This window comes from Burkholderia sp. Ap-955, from assembly GCF_011753045.1.
GTDB classification, from domain to species: Bacteria; Pseudomonadota; Gammaproteobacteria; order Burkholderiales; family Burkholderiaceae; genus Burkholderia; species Burkholderia lata_D.
The window spans coordinates 12,624-32,241 of sequence record NZ_VWWH01000057.1; the positions used below are offsets into that span (position 1 = coordinate 12,624).

General features: G+C 60.9%; 14 protein-coding genes. 9 read left to right on the forward strand and 5 right to left on the reverse strand.

Annotated features, from left to right (window positions below; all coding sequences use genetic code 11):
• Positions 1 to 19: 19 nt before the first annotated feature.
• From F3J15_RS25090 to F3J15_RS38235, 5 genes are all read right to left on the reverse strand, one after another.
• Positions 20 to 1,843 carry an acyl-CoA dehydrogenase gene (locus F3J15_RS25090; protein WP_166894688.1) on the reverse strand — a complete coding sequence of 608 codons (1,824 nt, stop codon included), beginning with the start codon at positions 1,841 to 1,843 and terminating at the stop codon, positions 20 to 22.
• Positions 1,844 to 1,960: 117 nt separating this feature from the next.
• Positions 1,961 to 2,497 carry a MaoC family dehydratase gene (locus tag F3J15_RS25095; protein WP_124508373.1) on the reverse strand — a complete coding sequence of 179 codons (537 nt, stop codon included), beginning with the start codon at positions 2,495 to 2,497 and terminating at the stop codon, positions 1,961 to 1,963.
• A complete protein-coding gene (locus tag F3J15_RS25100; protein ID WP_166894690.1) occupies positions 2,490 to 3,422 on the reverse strand; it encodes an SDR family NAD(P)-dependent oxidoreductase in 933 nt (310 codons plus the stop codon). The genes F3J15_RS25095 and F3J15_RS25100 overlap by 8 nt, the downstream gene beginning before the upstream one ends.
• Positions 3,423 to 3,665: 243 nt before the next feature.
• Positions 3,666 to 4,940 (reverse strand): TetR family transcriptional regulator, encoded by a 1,275-nt coding sequence (locus F3J15_RS25105; protein WP_166894692.1) that lies wholly within the window; start codon positions 4,938 to 4,940, stop codon positions 3,666 to 3,668.
• A gap of 867 nt (positions 4,941 to 5,807) precedes the next feature.
• A complete protein-coding gene (locus F3J15_RS38235; protein WP_345891565.1) occupies positions 5,808 to 7,241 on the reverse strand; it encodes a TetR/AcrR family transcriptional regulator in 1,434 nt (477 codons plus the stop codon).
• Positions 7,242 to 7,740: 499 nt separating this feature from the next.
• On the opposite strand from F3J15_RS38235, the gene F3J15_RS25115 reads away from it, so the two are divergent.
• The 9 genes from F3J15_RS25115 to F3J15_RS25155 all read left to right on the forward strand — a co-directional run bounded on the left by F3J15_RS25115 (position 7,741) and on the right by F3J15_RS25155 (position 19,608).
• Positions 7,741 to 8,154, forward strand: a complete 414-nt coding sequence (locus F3J15_RS25115; protein ID WP_107311637.1) for a RidA family protein — start codon at positions 7,741 to 7,743, stop codon at positions 8,152 to 8,154.
• A gap of 107 nt (positions 8,155 to 8,261) precedes the next feature.
• Positions 8,262 to 9,629 carry a DUF1329 domain-containing protein gene (locus F3J15_RS25120; RefSeq protein WP_185626097.1) on the forward strand — a complete coding sequence of 456 codons (1,368 nt, stop codon included), beginning with the start codon at positions 8,262 to 8,264 and terminating at the stop codon, positions 9,627 to 9,629.
• Positions 9,630 to 9,703: 74 nt separating this feature from the next.
• Positions 9,704 to 11,548, forward strand: coding sequence for a DUF1302 family protein (locus F3J15_RS25125; protein ID WP_166894696.1), 1,845 nt, complete (start codon positions 9,704 to 9,706; stop codon positions 11,546 to 11,548).
• 63 nt (positions 11,549 to 11,611) lie between these two features.
• Positions 11,612 to 13,972, forward strand: coding sequence for an efflux RND transporter permease subunit (locus F3J15_RS25130; protein ID WP_166894697.1), 2,361 nt, complete (start codon positions 11,612 to 11,614; stop codon positions 13,970 to 13,972).
• 31 nt (positions 13,973 to 14,003) lie between these two features.
• Positions 14,004 to 14,288, forward strand: a complete 285-nt coding sequence (locus F3J15_RS25135; RefSeq protein ID WP_166894699.1) for a hypothetical protein — start codon at positions 14,004 to 14,006, stop codon at positions 14,286 to 14,288.
• A 31-nt stretch (positions 14,289 to 14,319) separates the two neighbouring features.
• Positions 14,320 to 15,285 carry a YCF48-related protein gene (locus F3J15_RS25140; protein ID WP_166894701.1) on the forward strand — a complete coding sequence of 322 codons (966 nt, stop codon included), beginning with the start codon at positions 14,320 to 14,322 and terminating at the stop codon, positions 15,283 to 15,285.
• Positions 15,286 to 15,557: 272 nt separating this feature from the next.
• On the forward strand, positions 15,558 to 16,691 hold the full coding sequence (locus F3J15_RS25145) for a DUF5938 domain-containing protein (protein WP_124483914.1): 1,134 nt from the start codon (positions 15,558 to 15,560) through the stop codon (positions 16,689 to 16,691).
• 97 nt (positions 16,692 to 16,788) lie between these two features.
• Complete coding sequence (locus F3J15_RS25150; RefSeq protein WP_166894703.1) at positions 16,789 to 18,342, forward strand: AMP-binding protein; 1,554 nt, start codon at positions 16,789 to 16,791, stop codon at positions 18,340 to 18,342.
• Between the two features lie 24 nt (positions 18,343 to 18,366).
• Positions 18,367 to 19,608 carry a thiolase family protein gene (locus tag F3J15_RS25155; protein WP_166894705.1) on the forward strand — a complete coding sequence of 414 codons (1,242 nt, stop codon included), beginning with the start codon at positions 18,367 to 18,369 and terminating at the stop codon, positions 19,606 to 19,608.
• Positions 19,609 to 19,618: the final 10 nt, after the last annotated feature.

Here is a 19,618-nt window from a genome sequence, read left to right on the forward strand (position 1 = left end):
AACAGTGCGGCGGCGCCGCTCAGAGCCATTCCACGGGCGTGTTCAGCGGGGTCGTCTCGACGGGGTCCAGCACCGCGAGCCATGCGGAAACTTTGGGCATCTCCCAACCGAAAAAATAATCGCAGGCGGCGAGCTTGCCGCGATGGAAGTCGCTTGCTTGCACATCGGACGCCAGCGCGTTTACGGCAACCGCCTGGTCGAGCCACAGCCAGCCGACTACGACGTGGCCGAATGCTTCGAGGTAGGGCGCAGCATTGGCGAGCTGCAGTTCGCTGTTGTCGATGGCGTGCAGCGCGCCCGTCACCATGCGGATTCGAGACCACGCAGCTTCGAGCGTGAGGGCGTGCCGCTGCAGTGACCTACTCGCCTGCGCCCGCGTTACGGTATGCGCAATCCTCTCGCCAAGCAGTGCCATGGCCGCCCCACCGTTTTGGCGGGTCTTTCGGCCAAGCAGGTCGAGTGCCTGGATGCCGAAGGTGCCTTCGTGAATCGGGTTCAGCCGATTGTCCCGATAGAACTGCTCGACGTTGTATTCACGCGTGTAACCGTATCCACCATGCACTTGGATCGCCAGATCATTGGCCGCGAGCCCCCATTGGGAAGACCAGCTTTTCACGATCGGCGTGAGCAGGTCGAGTAGGTCTTGCGCATTCGCGCAGGCGCGGGTGTCGTCCAGTGAATGAAGATCGTCGCTGAGGCGAGCCGCGTACAGGCACAACGCCAGTGCTCCCGATGCATACGCCTTCTGGGCAAGCAGCATGCGACGCACATCGGCGTGACGAACGATCGGCACTTGGGCTGTCGTGGGATCGCGCTCGATGCGTGGGCGCCCCTGCAGCCGCGTCTTCGCATAGTCACGCGCATGCAGATAGCCGGTATAGCCGAGCGCGGCTGCGCCGAGGCCGACGGAGATGCGCGCCTCATTCATCATGTGGAACATGTAGGCGAGCCCCTTGCCGGGTTCGCCCACGAGTTCGCCAAGCGCACCGGCTTCACCTTCTGGATGGAAACGGCCTTCGCCGAAATTCAGCACGCAGTTGACGGTGCCGCGATAGCCCATCTTGTGATTGATGCCCGCCAAGGCAATATCGTTGCGCTCCCCGGCTGCCCCGTCGCTGCCGACGAGCCTGCGAGGGACAGTGAACAGTGAGATGCCCTGCACGCCAGCGGGCAACTGGCCGTTCTCGTCCGGGATCTTTGCAAGCACCAGGTGGACGATATTCTCGGTAATCTCGTGATCGCCTCCCGAGATCCACATCTTGTTGCCGAACATTCGGTAGCGGCCGTCACCGGTTGGCACTGCGCGGGTTCGGATGTCCGCGAGACTCGAGCCGGCTTGCGGTTCCGACAGGCACATTGTGCCGAAGCAGCGACCTTCCGACATCGCTTCGACGTAATGGGACACCAGTTCGTGCTCGCCGTGTGCAATCAGGAGGTTCGCGTTGGCAATGGTTAAAAATGCGTAGCCGGCCGTGCCAGGATTCGCTGCTAGCAGGTACGCCATGCCTGCCCGCTCGACGGTAGCGGGCAGGCTCATGCCGTTCCATTCCGCGGGAAACGACGCGCTGATCAGGCCGGCATCGGCAAACGCACGCAATGCGATACCGACTTCCGGGTTGACGGTCACGCGCTCTCCATCGAACGTGGGTTCTTGACTGTCGTTCTTCTTGTTGTGGGGCGCGAATAAGTCAGCTGCAAGGAGTTCGTAGACGTCGAGCACCGACGCATAGTCGAACCGGTCCTGGCTGGCAAAGCGCGGGCGGACGGTGAGCGATTCGACCTGCAACCAGTCAAACAGAATGAAGTCCAGGTCGTGGCGACAGAGGATGAGCTCGCTGGTCATGGCATTGATCTGTGAATGTGCCCGGTTCTTGATCGAAGCCTCGACCATCACCGTATAAGTAAAAAGGAATGCTTAATAAAATGAAGATAAAGCAGGACGTCTGGATGTCCATTGCTGTCAGGTGTTGACGAGCATCACCCACTCGGCTACCAGCGCGGGCTTGGGCTGGTGCTCGATTTCCACCGTGACGCCCACGGTCAACTGATAGCTGCCCGGGCTTCGCTCTACGACTTCTTTCAATTTGAATCGTCCACGCACACGCTCGCCGCTGCGGACGGGCGTCAGGAAGCGCAGACTGTTCAGGCCGTAATTGATGCTTGTGCGTTGGCCTTCGAGTACGGGAACGACGTCGTACGCCATTGCCGAGAGCAGCGAAAGGGTGAGGAACCCATGAGCGATGGTGCTGCCGAACGGACCCGTGCGTGCTATTTCTTCGTTGACATGGATGGGCTGCCAGTCATGCGTGACATCGGCAAAGGCGTTGATCGAGGCCTGGTCGACGCATAACGATTTGGAAACGCCCAACTCCTCGCCGACGAGGGCCGACAATTGCGCCGGCGATAGCGATGCACGACCGTGATGCTGCGCATCAGGCGCGTGGCGCTCCTGGTCGATGCCGGTTACGTCGGCAATCGGACGGATCGTGTCACGCATGCTCATGCTCGCTGGTTTTCGGTTCAACAAAGCCGGCCTTGCGCAGCTCGATATTGATCTGTGCTGCACCTGACGCAGGAACGGATTCACCGCTGCCGGCGGCTACCTCGTCGAGCCGCTGAGCGAGCGTGTGCGGCACATTTTCGCCGGTCCCAAGGTAGATCCCCGGCGTGAGCGTAATGTGTGCAGCCTCGAAGCTGCCTGCGCCCGCGCAAAGCACCATGCGGGTAGGCGCATCGTCGCTGGCGAGCACGGCTACGGCCGGGCTGACGGCACGGGGTGAGAGGGCATTGAAAGCGTCGGCAGAAACGAGACCTTCCAGCATTCGAGTGCCAGCAGAAGGCGCGAGACAGTTGACGCGGATGTTATGTCGTTCCCCCTCGATCGCCAGCGTTTGCATCAGGCCGACCAAGGCCATTTTCGCCGCACCATAGTTGGACTGCCCGAAATTGCCGTACAGGCCCGACGACGACGTCGTCATCACAATGCGGCCGTATTTCTGCTCTCGCATGACGTCCCACACGGCCTTCGTGCAATTCACCGAGCCCATCAGATGGACTTCGACGACTGCGCGAAAGTCGTCGAGCGTCATCTTGCTGAAGGTCTTGTCACGCAGGATGCCTGCGTTGTTCACGAGAATATCGACGCGGCCCCAGCGCGACAGCGTCTGGTCAATCATCTGCTGTACTTGGTCGACATCAGTAACCGAAGCGCCATTCGCGATCGCCTCGCCACCGGCAGCCACGATCTCGTCGACAACGTTCTGGGCGGCGGTACCGGATCCGCCGCGGCCATTCAGATCGCTGCCGAGATCGTTCACAACGACTTTCGCGCCCAATCGCGCGAGCAGCAGGGCATGTTCTCGTCCGAGGCCCGCTCCGGCCCCCGTGACAATGGCAACTCGGTTGGTCAGATTGATCGTCATGGCTTGCTTTCCTTGAAATGAACTCCCGGATGGCCTGTAGATGCGCCAATGCTGGTTGCGGGCGCGACCGGTTGCTACGCTTTCTGAAGACTATCGCCGACGAGGTCGAGTCGGCGGATCATGTCCAGTGAAAGTCGAAACAATCTAGTTGTACAGATACCGTGAACCAGCCAAATAGGCGGATAGGCGCGTATTTCGGCGGTGTAATGAGTTCATGCTAGGTGGTCGGCTAGCTCGCGTCAATCATTTTTTGAATGTTTGTACAGATTTATGCGGGGAAGGTGGTTTTGGGTGGTTCATTGCTTCAAGGGCGCCCAGAAACTCGAGTCGCAGGTCGCTCAACGCCGCGATCTCGGCGCCGGTCGCCAGCAGGCGGACCTGCATGCCCGTGAAGAGACCGCACATGAGCAGCCCAACTGCCGCGGGTGCCGTGCTGTCGAAGCCGGCAAGGAGCCGATGCCAGGCTCGGCTTCGGTCGCTGAACCATCGGCCCACCATTGGTCTTAGCGCTGGCTGTCTCGCTGCCTCCACTTCAATCGCGAGGGTGGCGAGGTTGAAGTCGCTGAACTGTGTGACTTCGCGGACCAATACGGCGGTGGTCAGATCAACGATCTGGTCTACCGTTGCGACCGTGAGGTCGATCCCGGTCACGCTTTCGCGATAACGCGCCTTCGCTGCTTCATAGAGTTGTTCGCGCGCTGCGTCGATCAGTGTGCCGACCGGCTTGAAATAGTAGGATGGCAGAGCCGGGGTGACGCCGGCCTCGGCGGCAACCGCATGTCCTGTCACTGCGCCGGCACCGCGGGCCGCCATCAGCCGAATGGCGGCATCGAGCAATTGCTTGCGGGTTTCGAGCCCTTTGCCGCGCTTGGATATGCGCTCCAAAGCGGGCGCCGGGACATCAGACAGAGGCTCTGGCATGACACAGTCCAGGCCGCTGGTAAAGCAGGCCGCGGCCTCGTCAGGTGTGAGGCCGAGCGCCGTGACGATGAACAGTAGGCCAATGGTCCGGTCGATCGCAGCCTGGACGTGGAGTGGTTCGGAGCTTGCGCCGAGGAGCGACGCAATATCTGTCCAGACCTCGCGCAGGCGCGCGTACCAGTTTTTTGCGAGCGCACGGGTATCGGAGTTTCGTGCGGCGATGAGCATGATCTCGCACCAGGCGATTGTGCGCAGCCGGTCCCGTCCGGCGGCATTGCGCAATAAGCGGACGAGGAATTGCTCAAACGTGGGGCGATCCGACGTGCGGGCCGCCTGACGGGACGCAAAATTGCGAAATCGTGCCGCGTAGTCTTCGAGGATGACGGAAGACGCATGAGCGATGAGATCGAATTTCGACGCATAGTGGTAAGTCGTGGCCGCCAGGGAAACCTCCGCGCACTTCGCGACGTCGCGATGCGTCAGGCCGGCTTCACCGATTTCACCCAGCAGGTGTATGGTTGCCTGCGCAATCCGGTTTTGAGTCGCTTGCGATCGTTGCTGCTTGGGTTGCCGCGCGGGCGCCGCTTTCGGGAGCATGTCGAGAGATTTCCAATTTCATCAGCGCTATTTTGCCTACACCCATAGTGTGACACGGTGCGACGGCGTGCTGTCTGGCGGAACCTCCGTGTCGAAGCGGTGGCGCACGTCGAGGGAGCCGATGTGGGGGCAAGCTGTGCCGCGATCTGGGTTATGAACTCAGGCGGCAGGTGGTGAATGGGTGCTACAGCTGATGCGACTGTCCTTGAGTGGTTGCGAATGGCGGTTCACTGTATCGCCGGAATCCGGCTTGTCACGCCAGCCCGATTGCCAATCAGGCCAGTAGGCGAACGCGCTCGATCTCATCATCGGCAGCGTGCCATTGTCTCCGAGCTCGCGCGCGGCGAAGCGGGGAGGTCGGCTTGTCGAGCCGTCGCGGGATCCCGTACCGTCTGATCGCGTCGATTGAGGCAGGGCGCTGGCAGCCTTTGCCATCGGCCCAGTCTGCCGCGCGGCTGATCGCACCGGCTCGCGTCGGTATCGGTCCCGACATCGGTTGATGGTGAACCTTTACGGGGCCAGGATAGGAGATGAGCGGGCATTCGTGGTCGGTGGGACGTCAGGCGCCTTGGATGCCCGTTGAGCGATGCGGATTGCCCAGAATCGGCCAGAGAGCGACGTTCGCCGTCTTTGAGACTGTGTTGTCCAGACGGCCGCGTCGCTCCGAAGGTAGTGTCCTCCGGCAGTTTTCGCTTGCCTGCTTGCCTGCCTTTGCCGACCTTGAGGCGAGCTGGGTTCTACATCAGCAATAGGCGGATTGCGGGCAGCGCCTGCATCGTGCAGCCGGATGTCAGCTTAGCCGGAGCCTGGAATCCATGACAGTGACCAAGTCGACCGTATCGATTCGGAAGTCTCTCGCTGCCCCAACTAGGCCGTCGATCTCCGCTGGCCACTCTCTGTCGCTCTCTTGGTGCCAACGTTGCCTTGCGCGACGCGTATCGTGACGGCTTTCATCAACTCGAAAATGCGATTCGCCTCTAACGGTTGCTTCTTTGAACCGAAAAACAAAATTGGTGCTCCCTCTGTCTGAGCTGCGATGAGCGTCGCGCGCGCGTGGCATTCGCGGGCGGTGGCAGAAGCGTCAAGCTCGCGTACTAAATCCACATAGAGTGCCCGATAGGCCGAGTAGAGCGTTTTCGTCAGTTCCAGCGTAATGTCCGAGTGCTGGGCCAGCGCAAGTATTTCGAACAAGAATCGGCACACTCTTGAATCGCGAGCCTCTTCAAAAGCATCAACCGTGATCTCGCACAGTCGCTCCAACGCAGGCTTGTCGCTTGGCTTGCCCATTTCCGCATACCGGTCCTGATAAACGTTCATGAGCGCGCTCGTGGTCGATCGCAGCAGATCATCATGTGTTGGAAAGTAGTTCCGGAGCGCGGATTCCGGGATGCCCAGTTCCCTGGCTACTCCCGCGAGGGTAAAGTTCCCGTATCCTTCCGTCGCCAATAGGTTCGCGGCCGTGGAGACGATTTCGTTGATCTTTACCTTTCGTCGCTTCCCTTGAACTGTTGGTCGGTAATAAGGCGAATCCTGGCCGGTCTGTCGCGCGCTCAACTCGAACAGGTCCTGGCCATCCTTGTCAGAATTGAAGATGGCGCCGTGCGCACTGTTCGTGCCGTGAGTCTCGAGATTGGGCAAACCGCGAAGCGTTACGTCGTTCTCGAGCACTTCTGGCGAAAGGTCAACGATCATTTTTACCGACTGCTTTGTCACGCGAACGCAGTCGGCATAGTCCTTATCCGAATCTTCGCCGTTGTAGGCGAATATCATGATCCCTGCCATCTGCACGACAATCACAGATGCACGGGCAAGACACTCTTCGTGAGTCAAAGTCGGGTGGATCTCGGATAACAACTTCGCGAAGGTGCTTCGATGCTCGGCATACATGTCATCAACGAGCTCGGCAGCGTAGGGGTCTTGCTGGGCGAATGCCCATATTTCAAACAAGAACTTCGGTAGATCGGTTTCGTTGATATCGAAAAAAATGCGTTCTACCAGCGCTGAGCAACGCCGCTGAGCACTCATGCCCGGCTGGTTTGCGATGGTGGTGTAGTCGTTAATCTTCTGAGACACGTATGCCATCAGCGCCGCGCTCAGCAACTCCCCTTTCGTTCGAAAGTAGTATTGAAGGTTTCCTAACGTGATCCCTACGCGCGCAGCTACGCTGCGTGCAGCAAACGCGGCATAGCCATCCTCGCGAAACGTTTGCTGCGCCGCAAGAATGATCTGTGCAAGGCGCCGTTCCCGATTTCCCTGCGCAGTCGATCCCGTCGCTGATCTTGCCTCGGCAAGGTCACTCACGGCTGCTCGCCTTACCGCCTTTTGTTGCACGTTGACTCCCCCTCAAGAAAAGAGATTCACTTCGATCTATCGCAAGTTATAGGTCGCAACCTAGTAAGAGGATACACCATCGTGTAGCCAGGCAAGCGGTGCGCTGCTGCAGTCATATCGCGATTGGAAGCCCGTGCCGGCTCAACCTCGCAGTCCGCAGGCGGGCCGCCGCCTCGTGTCTATACCCCTTGAAATCAAGGATCTTTCCGGGCGACCCGACACTCAAGTCAGTGTTTTCCCTATTTTTGTTTACCTTGTTGTTAGGTCAGTGGCGCGCTACTCTTAGGTTGTGGGCGCGTTAATTTTAGGTCGCATGCGCGTATATGATCGGTCGAATGCGCAGTGCCTTGAGTATCGAAGGGTGCGGGCTGCGAGGCGGAAGGCAAAAGAGAGCCTCGACGTGCACCGCGCCGATCCATTCCGCGCACCATAGGGCCCATCAACTCGTTTAATCGAAGGTATATGCACCATGGCATCTGGTACTCAACGGCAATCGATCGTTCCTCCCGAGTTTCTGGCTTGGCACGATACCTACCACTTCACGCCGGCGACCCGTGTGGGCGACACGATCTGGGTGTCTGGCCAAGTTGGAGTCGACGCACAGATGAAAGTTGGCGAGGACGTGCAGGCACAGACCCGAATCGCATTCGAGTCCCTGAAGACGATTCTTGCGGCGGCCGGGGCGACCCTGTCCGACGTCGTCGAACTGACGACGTTCCACACGAATCTGCAAGCCGACATTGAGCTGTTCTCAGCCGTCAAAGACGAATATTTTCCGAACCGCTTTCCCGCATGGACGGCGGTCGGCGTGACGCAACTCGGTCTTCCCGAGCTTTGCGTTGAAATTCGGGCAATGGCAGTTGCGGGATCCGGCGAGATGTGAATCATCAGGAAGCAGGTAAGCCGGATCGTCAGTGATCGTATTGTAAGGAATGCTGATCGTTAGACAGTGGCGTGATCGGCGAATGAATGTGGAATCGGAAGGAGGCGATGATGAAGAAGCATCAAATTGGAGCTGCGTCTGCTATTGCAGCCGTCTTGTTACTTTCGGCAGGCGGCGCTGTCGCAGCGGAAGACCTCACCTCGGAAGGTGCTGAACACGCTGCGAGCAAGGACGGTGCGGTGGCGGCCTACGTCGGCAAGCAATCGCCCGATGCTGGCTGGGAGTGGGGCAAGGTTCGCGGCGATTTCTGGAAGCACAAGAACGAGAAGCTGCTGTACTCGATCGACGCGTCGAACATCGACCAGTACGCAGACAAGCTGACACCTGGGCAGATCGCGCTGGTCAAACAGAAGAAAGGCTACCGGATGGACGTGTATCCGTCGCATCGCGAATGCCAAGTGCCGGACTTTGTCGCGCAGAACTCGAAGGCCAACTTCGCGGCGGCAAAGCTCGATTCGACGGGCGAGCAGTTGCAGACTGCGAATCTTCCGGGGGTCGCATTTCCGCAACCGAAGAACGGCGCCGAAGCAATTCTGAACTATCTCATGCGGTACCGGGGCGAAGCCATTGAATGGCCGTCGGTGGTGACGACGGTTTCCCCGCGTCCGGGGGGCAGCGAATGGATCGATGCAATCAGCACGGCAATTCAATATTTCCCGCCGAGCAAGTCGGGCAAACACACGCCTCAGGACGTCGACCAGTTCAGCAGCGGCACCTTCTTCCAGATGCAATCGCCGCCGGCGCTGGCCGGGCAGGCCTTTGTTCAGCGCCAATTCTTCAACAAGGATCCGGAAACTTTCTACTACTTCCCCGGACAGAGGCGCGTGCGCCGCATGCCGGCCTATACGCACGATGCGCCGGTCATCGGTTTCGAAAACCAGTACCTGATCGACGAAGCCAATATGTTCTTTGGCTCCCTCGATCGGTTCAACTGGAAGCTCGTCGGCAAGAAGGAAATGATCGTGCCGTACAACGTCTTCGGCATGTACAAATTCAATGAGAAGTTGCACGACGTGATCAGGCCTGATGGTGTCGCCGCCGCTAACCGGCGCTATGAGATGCACCGCGTCTGGGTTGTGGAGGCGACGCTCAAGACCACAGCGCGCCACGTTGCATCGAAGAAGGTCTTCTATCTGGATGAGGATAGCTGGTTGGCGCTCGCCGGCGAGGACTACGACGCCCAAGGCAAGCTGTGGAGAGTGCGCGAGAGTTACCCGATCCCGGTGTGGGAGCTGGGCGGTACCTGCGATAACGAGCCATTCGCGCAATATGACTTGATCAATGGGCGTTATGTAACCGATTCATCGTCGATCGGTCAAGGCAAAGACCTCCGCTGGTATCAGCAAGCCAATGATCCACGCTTCAAGGCGGACTTCTTTACAGCAGAAACGCTGCGGTCGGTCAGCGAACGCTGACACGCGACGAGAAGATAGAAACTGAGCCGTCGTGCATGAATGCGTCGCCGGCATCCGGTTTGGAGGTGGGGGATATGAAAGCGAAAAATATAGTTAGTCGTACTGCCGTTTCTATTTCCATGCTGGGTGTCGCGACATCGACCGCTTATGCGTACGATTTCACGATGGGTGATGGCGCCGTGCAGGGGTCGTTGGTCAGCAATATCACGGCAGGAGCCGGCATTCGGACCAAGAGCCCGAGTTGCTCGCTCACCGGCGACCCGAACGCGAACGGTTGCGGTGCGGCGGCCAATGCCAACCAATGGGGCTTCGGCGACAACGGTGACCTGAACTACCGCAAGGGGCAGCCGTTCAGCACCTACATCAGCGCGACCAGCGAGCTGCTGCTGAAGATGCCGAGCGCGGGGCTGAAGTTCATGGTGCGCGGTACCGGCATGTACGACTTCATGGCGAAGAACACCGAGCGAACGCCGTTGTCGAGCACCGCGGCGGCGCAGGTGGTGTACAACGCGCAACTGCTCGACCTGTGGGGCGAGAAGGATTTCACGATCAACGGGCGGCCCGCGCATGTGCGGATCGGGAACCAGGTGATCAACTGGGGCGAGAGCATATTCGCGCAGAACGGTATCAATGCGACCAACTCGCTCGATATCCAGAAGCTGCTGATTCCGGGCACGCAACTCAAGCAAGGTCTGCTCCCTGCGCCGATGGTGAGCTTCGCCGCGGATCTCTCGCACGGGATCAGTACCGAGGGTTACTACCAGTTTCAGTGGAACGGCAACCGCTATCCGCCCGTTGGAACATTCTGGTCGACCACGAACGGCTTTGGCCGTGGTGCGGAACCGTTCACGCTCAACACGACCAACCTGAACGTGGCCGGGCCGAGCGCGGGCACGATCGCGAACGCGATCGGCGGGCCGGGCGCGGCAGGCAATCAGGATACGCTCAACGCGATCAAGAACGGTCTCGTCAACGGCGCGTTCGCGGGGCCGCCGTTCAACGACATCGGTTTTCCGACCACGACAAACCTACCGGCGAAATACCGGCCGCAATTCGGTGTGAAATTCGGCTTTGCGCCCGCTTCCCTCGGTGCGAACTTCGCGCTGTATTACGTCAACTATATCGACAAGGCGCCGGTGCTGACGTCGACGGCGAATGGGGTTGCGCAATGGTCGTATCTCGGCAACCGCCAGCTCTTCGGCGCCAGTACCAACTTCGCGCTCGGCGACTGGGCGATCGGCGCCGAGCTGTCGTATCGCCCGCGAGACGCGGTGGCGCTGTCGAGCTGCTTCGGCGCCGGAGGTCCGCTCGACATGAATACGAACGGCGTGTCGGGCATCGACTGCCAGCAGTGGGCCGACAAGAAGAAATTCCAGCTCGACATCAACGGCCTGCTTGCGCTCACGCGCAGCGGGTATCCGTTCCTGAAGCTGCTCGGCGCGGATTCGGCCACGTTGACGTGGGAACTGACGTGGATCCATTACCCGGGCCTGAATGCCAACGGCGTCACGCGCACGATCAACGGACAGACGGTCACGCAGGTACCTGCCGCCGGCTATCTGGCGTGGCTGAACAACAACTCGGGGCTCGGCTATCCGATCGTGGCAGCGCAGGGCACGGCGAGTTCGGTCGGCGCGACGATCGATTTCAACTGGACCTATGACGGCACGCTGATCCACGGCTGGCAGGTGACGCCCGGGGTGACCTTCTCCACCGGACTCTACGGCTATACACCGACGTTCACCGGCAACTACCTGCAGGGCGCGAAGTCGGTGAACGTCTATGTGTTGTTCAACCAGAATCCGACCGTCTGGCAGGCGGGCATCAACTTTTCGGCATTCTTCGGCGGGCACAACACGGTGGGGCAGCCATACGCGGATCGCAATTTCGTCGGGATGTTCGTCACCCGGAATTTCTGACGCATGAACCGGTGAGAGACGGCGCGCTTCGGGCGCCGCCGGAATACTTGAAGGGGTAACGTTGTGCTCAATCGTCTTGTCAGCAGGCTGGAAAAGGCCTTCTTCGCCCATCGCGCGATCGTGCTTATGGTGATCGGCCTGTTTACCGTCGGGATGGCGGTATTCGCCGTGCAACTCCGGATGGATGCCGGCTTCGAGAAGCAGATGCCGATTGGCCATGAATACATCCGGACATTCCAGAAGTACCGGTCCAATTTGCTCGGCGCGAACCGGATCACGGTGGTGGTGCGCGCCAGGAAGGGTTCCATCTGGACGCCGGAAGGGCTGACGCGCCTGTACAAGGTGACCCAGGCGGTCACGTATCTGCCGAACGTGGACCGGATCGGTGTGCGCTCGCTGTGGACGCCGAACGCGTTCGTCAACGAGATCACCGACGAAGGGTTTCGCGCCGAGCCGATCATCTCGGGCAGCATCACACCGGATCAACTGACGCCCGAGGTCGTTGCGAACATTCGTCGCGCGACGACGTTGGGGGGCTACGTCGGTACGCTCGTCTCGCACAACGAAGACAGCGCGATGATCACCGCCGAGCTGAACGAACGGGATAGCGCCGGCAAGGTGCTCGACTACGTGGCGTTCAACCATACGCTCGAAGACAAGATCCGCAAACCGTTCGAAGACGCCGGCTATGAAGTCCAGATCATCGGCTTCGCCAAGCAGATCGGCGACATTGCCGATGGCGCCACGGCCGTGCTGGGCTTCTGCGCGATCGCGCTGCTGCTGACCGCGCTGGCGGTGTATTGGTACTGCCATTCGGTGCGCTTCACGGTGCTGTTGATCGTCTGCTCGCTGACGTCGCTGGTCTGGCAGTTCGGCACGTTGAGGCTGCTGGGCTTCGGCCTGGATCCGCTCGCGGTGCTGGTGCCGTTCCTGGTGTTCGCCATTGGCGTGTCGCACGGCGTGCAGCAAGTCAACTTCATCGTGCGGGAGATCGCTCGCGGGAACAGCTCGTACGATGCCGCGCGCCACAGCTTCAGTGGCCTGCTGATCCCGGGTGTGCTGGCACTCGTCACCGCGTTCGTGTCGTTCGTCACGCTGCTGCTGATTCCGATTCCGATGGTGCGCGAGCTGGCGATCACCGCATCGCTGGGCGTGGCCTACAAGATCGTCACCAACCTGATCCTGCTGCCGGTTGCCGCATCGTGCTTCAACTTCAGCCAGGCATACGCCGAGCGCGCGCTCAAGCGAAGCGCCTGGCGCTCGGCGTTCCTGCGTCCGTTGTCGCGGGTGGCTCAGCCGAAGTTCGCAGGCGTCACGCTTTTGATCACGTTGATGGTCTTCGGACTTGCCGTCTGGCAGAGCCGCGACCGCGTGATCGGCACGCTGCAGCCGGGCGCCCCGGAGTTGCGTGAAGAATCGCGGTTCAACCGGGATGCGACGTCGATCGCGGGCAACTACGACATGGGCCTCGACTGGCTCTCGGTGGCCATCGAGTCGAACGGCAAGGCGTGCGACAACCCGGCCGTCGGGTTGTACGAGAACGAATTCACCTCCGCCATGCGTACCGAACCGGGTGTGGTGTCCGTACAGTCCTACTCGGCGATGCTGCGCACCTACAACGCGGGCTACAACGAAGACTATCCCAAGATGAACGTCGTCCCGATCGACCCCGAGAACTACGGCGCGGTATCGGTCGATGTGTCGCGCCTGAAGGGCTTCATGACGGCCGATTGCAGCATGACTGCCGTCCACCTGTACCTGACCGATCACAAGGCGACGACGATCAACCGGGTTCTCAACGATATCAAGCAGTACCGTGCGTCGCATCCGTTCCCCGGTATCAACATCCGCCTCGCGGCGGGCAATGCAGGGGTACTGGCAGCCACCAATGAAGAGGTGGAGAGGAGCGAGTTGCCGATGATGTTGTACGTGTACGCGGCCATCGTGACCCTCGTGTTCCTCGCGTACCGCGACTGGCGCGCGATGCTGGCCTGCTGCGTGCCGCTGGCGGTGGCTACCTTCATCGGCTACTGGTTCATGAAGGAACTCAAGATCGGCCTGACGGTGGCGACTTTGCCGGTGATGGTGCTGGCGGTTGGCATTGGCGTGGACTACGCGCTGTACATCTACAACCGGCTGCAGCGACACCTGGCCGAGGGCGATCCGATCCTCAAGGCGATGGAGCGTGCGCTCGAGTTCGAATGCGTGGCGACGATCTTTACGGCGATCACACTGGCAATCGGCGTGGCGACGTGGAGCTTCTCGGCGCTCAAGTTCCAGGCGGACATGGGCAAGCTGCTCGCGTTCATGTTCATCGTCAACCTGGTGATGGCGATGACGGCGCTGCCGGCGCTGGCCTCGGTGCTGGAGCGCTGGTTCCCGCGTCGCAAGCCGGCGCGTGCGCCGGGCTTGCTCAGCCACTGACGCTCGCGCACCGCCCGACGGAGATTTCACCATGATCAAGACATTCGTTACTTGTACCGTACTTTGCGCAGCCGTAGCGGCGTTGGTCCGATTCCATGGGCCGATCGTGAACGGGGCCGGGCCGAACCAGACGACCCTGACCGCTGCAAAACTCACGGGTGCACGCGCGGTTGCCGTCGACGAATCGAACATCGCACAGTCGTTGAACGACGACAGATTCACACGGCAGGTCTCGGCTGCGGGGACATCGACCGAGTCGTCGACCGTCGCAATCGGCGAGGCAAAGGCAGGTTGGGCCGACCTGTTCAACCACTGACGTCCGTGCAAACCACAACAGAGATGCAACCATGATCAAGATTCTCGTTGCCTGTACCGCGCTCTGCGCAGCTGCGATCGCGCTCGCACAAACACCAGGAACCGTGGCTGACTGGGCCGCGGTGCCGGCACATGCGTGGGCCGCGCCGACTCACATGATGCTGATGGATGCGACGCGCGCTGGAAAGCGCATCGTCGCCGTGGGTGAGCACGGCCTTGTCCTGCTGTCGGACGACGACGGTAAGTCGTTCCGGCAAGCCCATGCCGTGCCGAACTCGGCAACGCTGTCGGCCGTCAGGTTTACCGATGAGCACCATGGCTGGGCGGTCGGTCAATGGGGCACGATTCTCGCGACCAGCGACGGTGGGGAAACCTGGCAGAAGCAGCGCATGGACACGTCGGTCGACCAGCCGCTGTTCTCCGTCATTTTCACGAGCCCGCAGGACGGGATCGCAGTCGGCCTGTGGTCGCTGATGCTGGTGACGCACGACGGCGGCAAGACGTGGAGCAAGCAGACGCTGCCTAAGCCGCCGGGTGGCGGGAAGGCGGACCGGAACCTGTACCACATCTTCTCGGACGGGAAGCACGCGCTGTACATCGTGTCGGAGCAAGGGACGGTGCTGAAGTCGACCGACGGCGGTGCGAACTGGACGTATGGCGCGACGGGCGGCAAGGGCACGCTGTGGACAGGCGTGGTGCTGCCGGACGGGAAGGTGGTCGTGGCCGGATTGCTGGGAAGCATGTTCCAGAGCACGGACGGAGGGGGGAGCTGGACGCCGGTGAGTTCAGGCACGAAAAGCTCGATCACCGAACTGTTCGTCAATGACGGTCGCCTGGCCGGCGTCGGGCTCGACGGTCTGGTGCTGCAGCAGAAGGCGGACGGCGCGTCGTTCGATGTTACGCAGCGCGAGGATCGCGCGACGATGACTGCATCTCTGACGAACGCGGCAGGAAAAACGATCTTGTTTGCGCGTGAGGGGGTGCTGGCAGAGCATTGAGCGCCCCTTGGTTCAAGTCTCACCAGCACATCAATACTCGCGGAGACAGCTAGCGGAAGCGGCAGAGTACGCCATCGAAAACTCAGTCGATTACTGCGCCATTAATTTTTCATCATGACGAAAGTTTTATTCGGTGTCCTTCATGAATTGAGATCTTCGTGCTCTCGAAACACGGTGGACACGCTTCGGAAGTGACGTGCGAAGTGGATCCCTGTACCAAATCGCGATGAATTGAATCAACTCTCAACAACCGAATTATCAGGAGACAAATCATGGCAAAGCACCCCGTCGTCGTCTATGGCGCAAGCGGATACACCGGCATGCTGATCATGGACTGGCTGATCGACCAGAACATTCCCTTCACCGCGGTGGCACGCAACGCTGCCCGCGCGAAGGAAATGATGGCACAGCGCGTCGTGCGCCTTGAGTCGGCGAACTACGAAATCATCGAGGCGGAACATAACGTCGACGCGCTCGTGAACGCATTCCGTGGCGCCAAAGTCGTGTGTGCCACCGTCGGGCCGTTCTTCGATTTCGGGCTGGTTGCGGTGGAGGCGGCACTCAAGGCTGGCTGCCACTACCTCGACACTACCGGCGAGCAGCACTACATGCGCCAGGTGCGCGAGCAGTTCGGCGAACTGTACCGGCAGGCCGGCTTGCTGGTGTCGCCGTCGAATGCGTACATGTACTCGTTCGCAGAAATCGCCGCCGAGCTGGCGCTCGAGACACCGGGCGTCGATGCGCTGGAGACAGCTACATTGGCGCGCGGCCCACGTGGCGCTGGCGCCGGTGTGAGCGTGGGCTCCACTGCAACCATCTTCGGGGGCTACCGCCAGGAAGCGTGCTACCTGTGGGAAAAGAAGCTGGTGCCGCATGAGAAGCACGCTTCGTTCAACGTCTCCTCCCCGGATTTCCTGCAGCCAGTGTTTGCGCTGCCGTGGGGCGGTACGTCGCTGCCGGTGTACTTCGAGCAGGACGCGCGCGTGCGCAGCTGCATCTCGTGCGTGGGCTTCTACGACAACAACGCGATGCAGATGGTGCATGCGCTCGGACAGAAGTGGGATGCCGAGTACGCGCACTTGCCGCGCGAGCAACAGGAAGCGGTGCTCAAGCAGCTCGTCGATTCGACCACGCCGGCCATGCCACCGCGCGAGCGCACGTCGCTGCATCGCACCGTCGACTTCGCAATCGGCCGCGGCCAGCTCGCAGCGGTGCGTGCAACCCTGCACGGCATCACGCCGTATATCGCCACCGGAGCGCTTCATGCCGCCGGCGCCATCAAGCTCCTCGATGGCGATACCGACAAGGTCGGTTTTGCATCTGGCTCGAAGGCGTTCGGCCACCGGTACCTGCTCGGCTTCCTCGAGCAACGCGGTCTGGCGCGCGCAACGATCTCGCAGCTGTAACCGTACACGCAAGGGCACTGCGGGGCTGGTTCAACCCGTACACGGAAGCATCGATCACCCCGTCATCGACCTGGCATGGATTCAAAGGAATACGTAAATGGCAATCATTGATTTTTTCGACCGTGGGTGGCGCATCAACCCCAACGGCATCGCTTATGTCCAGGATGAGCGAAGCTTCTCGTTCCGGGAGATCGGTGAGCTTTCTTGCCGTATTGCGAACGGGCTGCTTGCCAGCGGGTTCGAGAAGGAAGCGAAGGCTGCAGTATGGGCGGACAACGACGTGATCGGTTGGGGCTGCACGCTCGGCATGTGGCGCGCGGGCATGGTGTACATCCCCGTCAACGGGCGCAACGCACCTGCCGAGAACCAGTACGTGCTCGACGCGTTCGACTGCGAGGCGCTGTTCTTCACCCAAGCCTTCGCGTCGATCATCGGAGAGCTGCGCGCTAGCTTGCCAAAGGTGAAACTCTGGGTGTGCATCGATGCCGAGCTACCATGGGCTCCGTCGCTTGCAACGTGGAGCGCAAGCCAGCTGACGACGATGCCGCGTGTCGATTACGACATGGACGACATCGTCACGCTGTCGGCCACCGGTGGCACGACCGGCGCACCGAAGGGCGTGATGAACTCGCACCGCGCGTTCCAGACGTACTTCGCCCAGTTCATGATCGCGTTCCCGTATGGCACGCAGCGTCCGGTGAACCTTGCCGCGGCGCCGATGACGCATACCGCGGGTATGTTGTCTCTGCCCTGTACCGCACGCGGTGGCACGGTGGTCGTACTGACCAAACCGGATCCCGTGCTGCTGCTGGCCGCCATTGCCAAGCATCGAGTCACCGAATTCTTCCTGCCGCCGACAGTCATCTACCGCCTGCTCGATATCCCGGGCATCGAGCAGCAGGATTTCTCATCGCTCAAGTACTTCCTCTACGGCGCCGCGCCGATGTCGGTGGAGAAGCTCAAGCGCGCGATCGAGGTATTCGGCCCCGTCATGGCCGGCGGTTACGGGCAGACGGAGGCCGCAGCGTCGATTTCGTACTTGACGCCAACCGAGCATTTCGTCGACGGAAAGATTGCATCGGACGAGCGGCTGTCTTCGGTCGGCCGTCCGAACCCGCTGATCCGCGTCGAGATCCTGAACGATCGGGGCGAGCTGCTGCCGCAAGGCGAGACCGGTGAAATCTGCGTGCGCGGCGATCTCATCATGAAGGGCTATTTCAAGGCACCGGACAAGACTGCGGAGACCATCGTCGACGGCTGGCTGCACACCGGCGACATCGGCCACCTGGATGCCGAGGGCTACCTGCACATCACGGACCGCAAGAAAGACATGATCATCAGCGGCGGCTTCAACGTGTACCCGAGCGAAGTCGAACAGGTCATCTGGGCGCACCCGGCGGTGCAGGACTGCGCGGTGATCGGCGTGCCCGACGACAAGTGGGGCGAGGCGGTGAAGGCGATCGTCGAGCTTAACGTCGGCCAAAACGTGAGCGCCGAGGAACTCGTTGCGCTGTGCAAGGACAAGCTCGGTTCGGTCAAGGCGCCGAAGAGTGTGGACTTTGTCGCGGCGCTGCCGCGCAGCACCGTCGGCAAGGTGCTGAAGAAAGATCTGCGCGAGCAGTACTGGCAAGGCCAGCAACGCAAGATCTAACAGGCCTTCTACGAGCGACACACCATGAACAACATCTACATTGTCGGTATCGCCATGACCGTGTTCGGTCGGCACATCGAGCGCAGCATCGACGATCTGGCCGGCGAGGCGTTGCGCGGCGCTTTGCATGACGCAGGCTGCAATACCGACGCGATCGGCGCGGCGTATTACTCGGGCGTTACCAATGGACACCTGCAGGGGCAAATATCGATCCCGGGCCAGGTTGTGTTCAGCAAGATCGGGCTCGAGGGCATTCCGGTGTTCAACGTCGAGAATGCCTGCGCATCGGGCAGCACCGCTGTGCATTTGGCGGTGCAGAGCCTGAAAGCCGGCACATGCGACGTGGCATTGGCGATCGGCGCGGAGAAGATGAACGTTCCGGACAAGGCGAAGTCGTTCGCGCTGTTCGAGGGCGGGTGGGATGTGTCGCGCGTCGACGAAAACTTCGCGAACCTGGTGAAGCTAGGCGAGGGCGTCGAGCCGCCTAGCGGCTCCGAGTCCGACCGGCCCTACAGCCGCTTCATGTCGATCTATGCCGCGCTGTGCCGGTATCACATGAAGACATACGGCACGACGCAGCGCCAGATCGCAGCCGTCTCGGCAAAGAACCACGGGCATTCGGTACACAACCCGCTGTCGCAGTTCCGTAAGCCCTTCACCATTGACGAGGTGCTTGCGGCGCCGCCGATCACCTATCCGATCACGCTGCCGATGTGTGCGCCGGTTACGGACGGTGCGGCTGCAGCGATCCTCTGTACCGAAGAGGGACTGCGGCGCATTGGTGCCGATCGCAACCGTTGCATCAAAGTCGCCGCAAGCGTGATTCGCAGCTTCACGCATCGGGGCATCGACGAGCCGGAAAAGAACATCGGCCGCCTGGCCGCTCTGCAAGCCTATGAGCAGGCCGGCCTGAGCCCTGAGGACATGGATGTGGCCGAGGTGCACGACGCATCGGCAATGGGCGAGATCATCCAGGCGGAAAACCTCGGGCTGGCGAAGCTCGGTCAGGGCGGTTTGGCTGCTGAACGCGGCGATTTCACGATCGGTGGGCGCATCCCCATCAATACCTCTGGCGGCCTCGAATCGAAAGGGCACCCGCTGGGCGCGACGGGCATCGGCCAGCTCCATGAACTGGTGACGCAATTGCGTGGAGAGGCGGGAGCACGCCAAGTGTGGGGTGCCCGCCATGCGATTCAGGAAAACGGCGGCGGGCTGCAAGGCATCGAAGAGGCCGCGCTCGCCGTGCACATCTTGAGCAAGCCTTGACGGAGGCAGC

Coding starts and splice junctions, on each gene's coding strand:
- F3J15_RS25095 (WP_124508373.1), bottom strand. CDS start 2,497: ATGCGTGACACGATCCGTCCGATTGCCGACGTAACCGGCATCGACCAG.
- F3J15_RS25155 (WP_166894705.1), top strand. CDS start 18,367: ATGAACAACATCTACATTGTCGGTATCGCCATGACCGTGTTCGGTCGG.
- F3J15_RS25145 (WP_124483914.1), top strand. CDS start 15,558: ATGGCAAAGCACCCCGTCGTCGTCTATGGCGCAAGCGGATACACCGGC.
- F3J15_RS25090 (WP_166894688.1), bottom strand. CDS start 1,843: ATGACCAGCGAGCTCATCCTCTGTCGCCACGACCTGGACTTCATTCTG.
- F3J15_RS25100 (WP_166894690.1), bottom strand. CDS start 3,422: ATGACGATCAATCTGACCAACCGAGTTGCCATTGTCACGGGGGCCGGA.
- F3J15_RS25105 (WP_166894692.1), bottom strand. CDS start 4,940: ATGCTCCCGAAAGCGGCGCCCGCGCGGCAACCCAAGCAGCAACGATCG.
- F3J15_RS25120 (WP_185626097.1), top strand. CDS start 8,262: ATGATGAAGAAGCATCAAATTGGAGCTGCGTCTGCTATTGCAGCCGTC.
- F3J15_RS25150 (WP_166894703.1), top strand. CDS start 16,789: ATGGCAATCATTGATTTTTTCGACCGTGGGTGGCGCATCAACCCCAAC.
- F3J15_RS25140 (WP_166894701.1), top strand. CDS start 14,320: ATGATCAAGATTCTCGTTGCCTGTACCGCGCTCTGCGCAGCTGCGATC.
- F3J15_RS25115 (WP_107311637.1), top strand. CDS start 7,741: ATGGCATCTGGTACTCAACGGCAATCGATCGTTCCTCCCGAGTTTCTG.
- F3J15_RS25125 (WP_166894696.1), top strand. CDS start 9,704: ATGAAAGCGAAAAATATAGTTAGTCGTACTGCCGTTTCTATTTCCATG.
- F3J15_RS25135 (WP_166894699.1), top strand. CDS start 14,004: ATGATCAAGACATTCGTTACTTGTACCGTACTTTGCGCAGCCGTAGCG.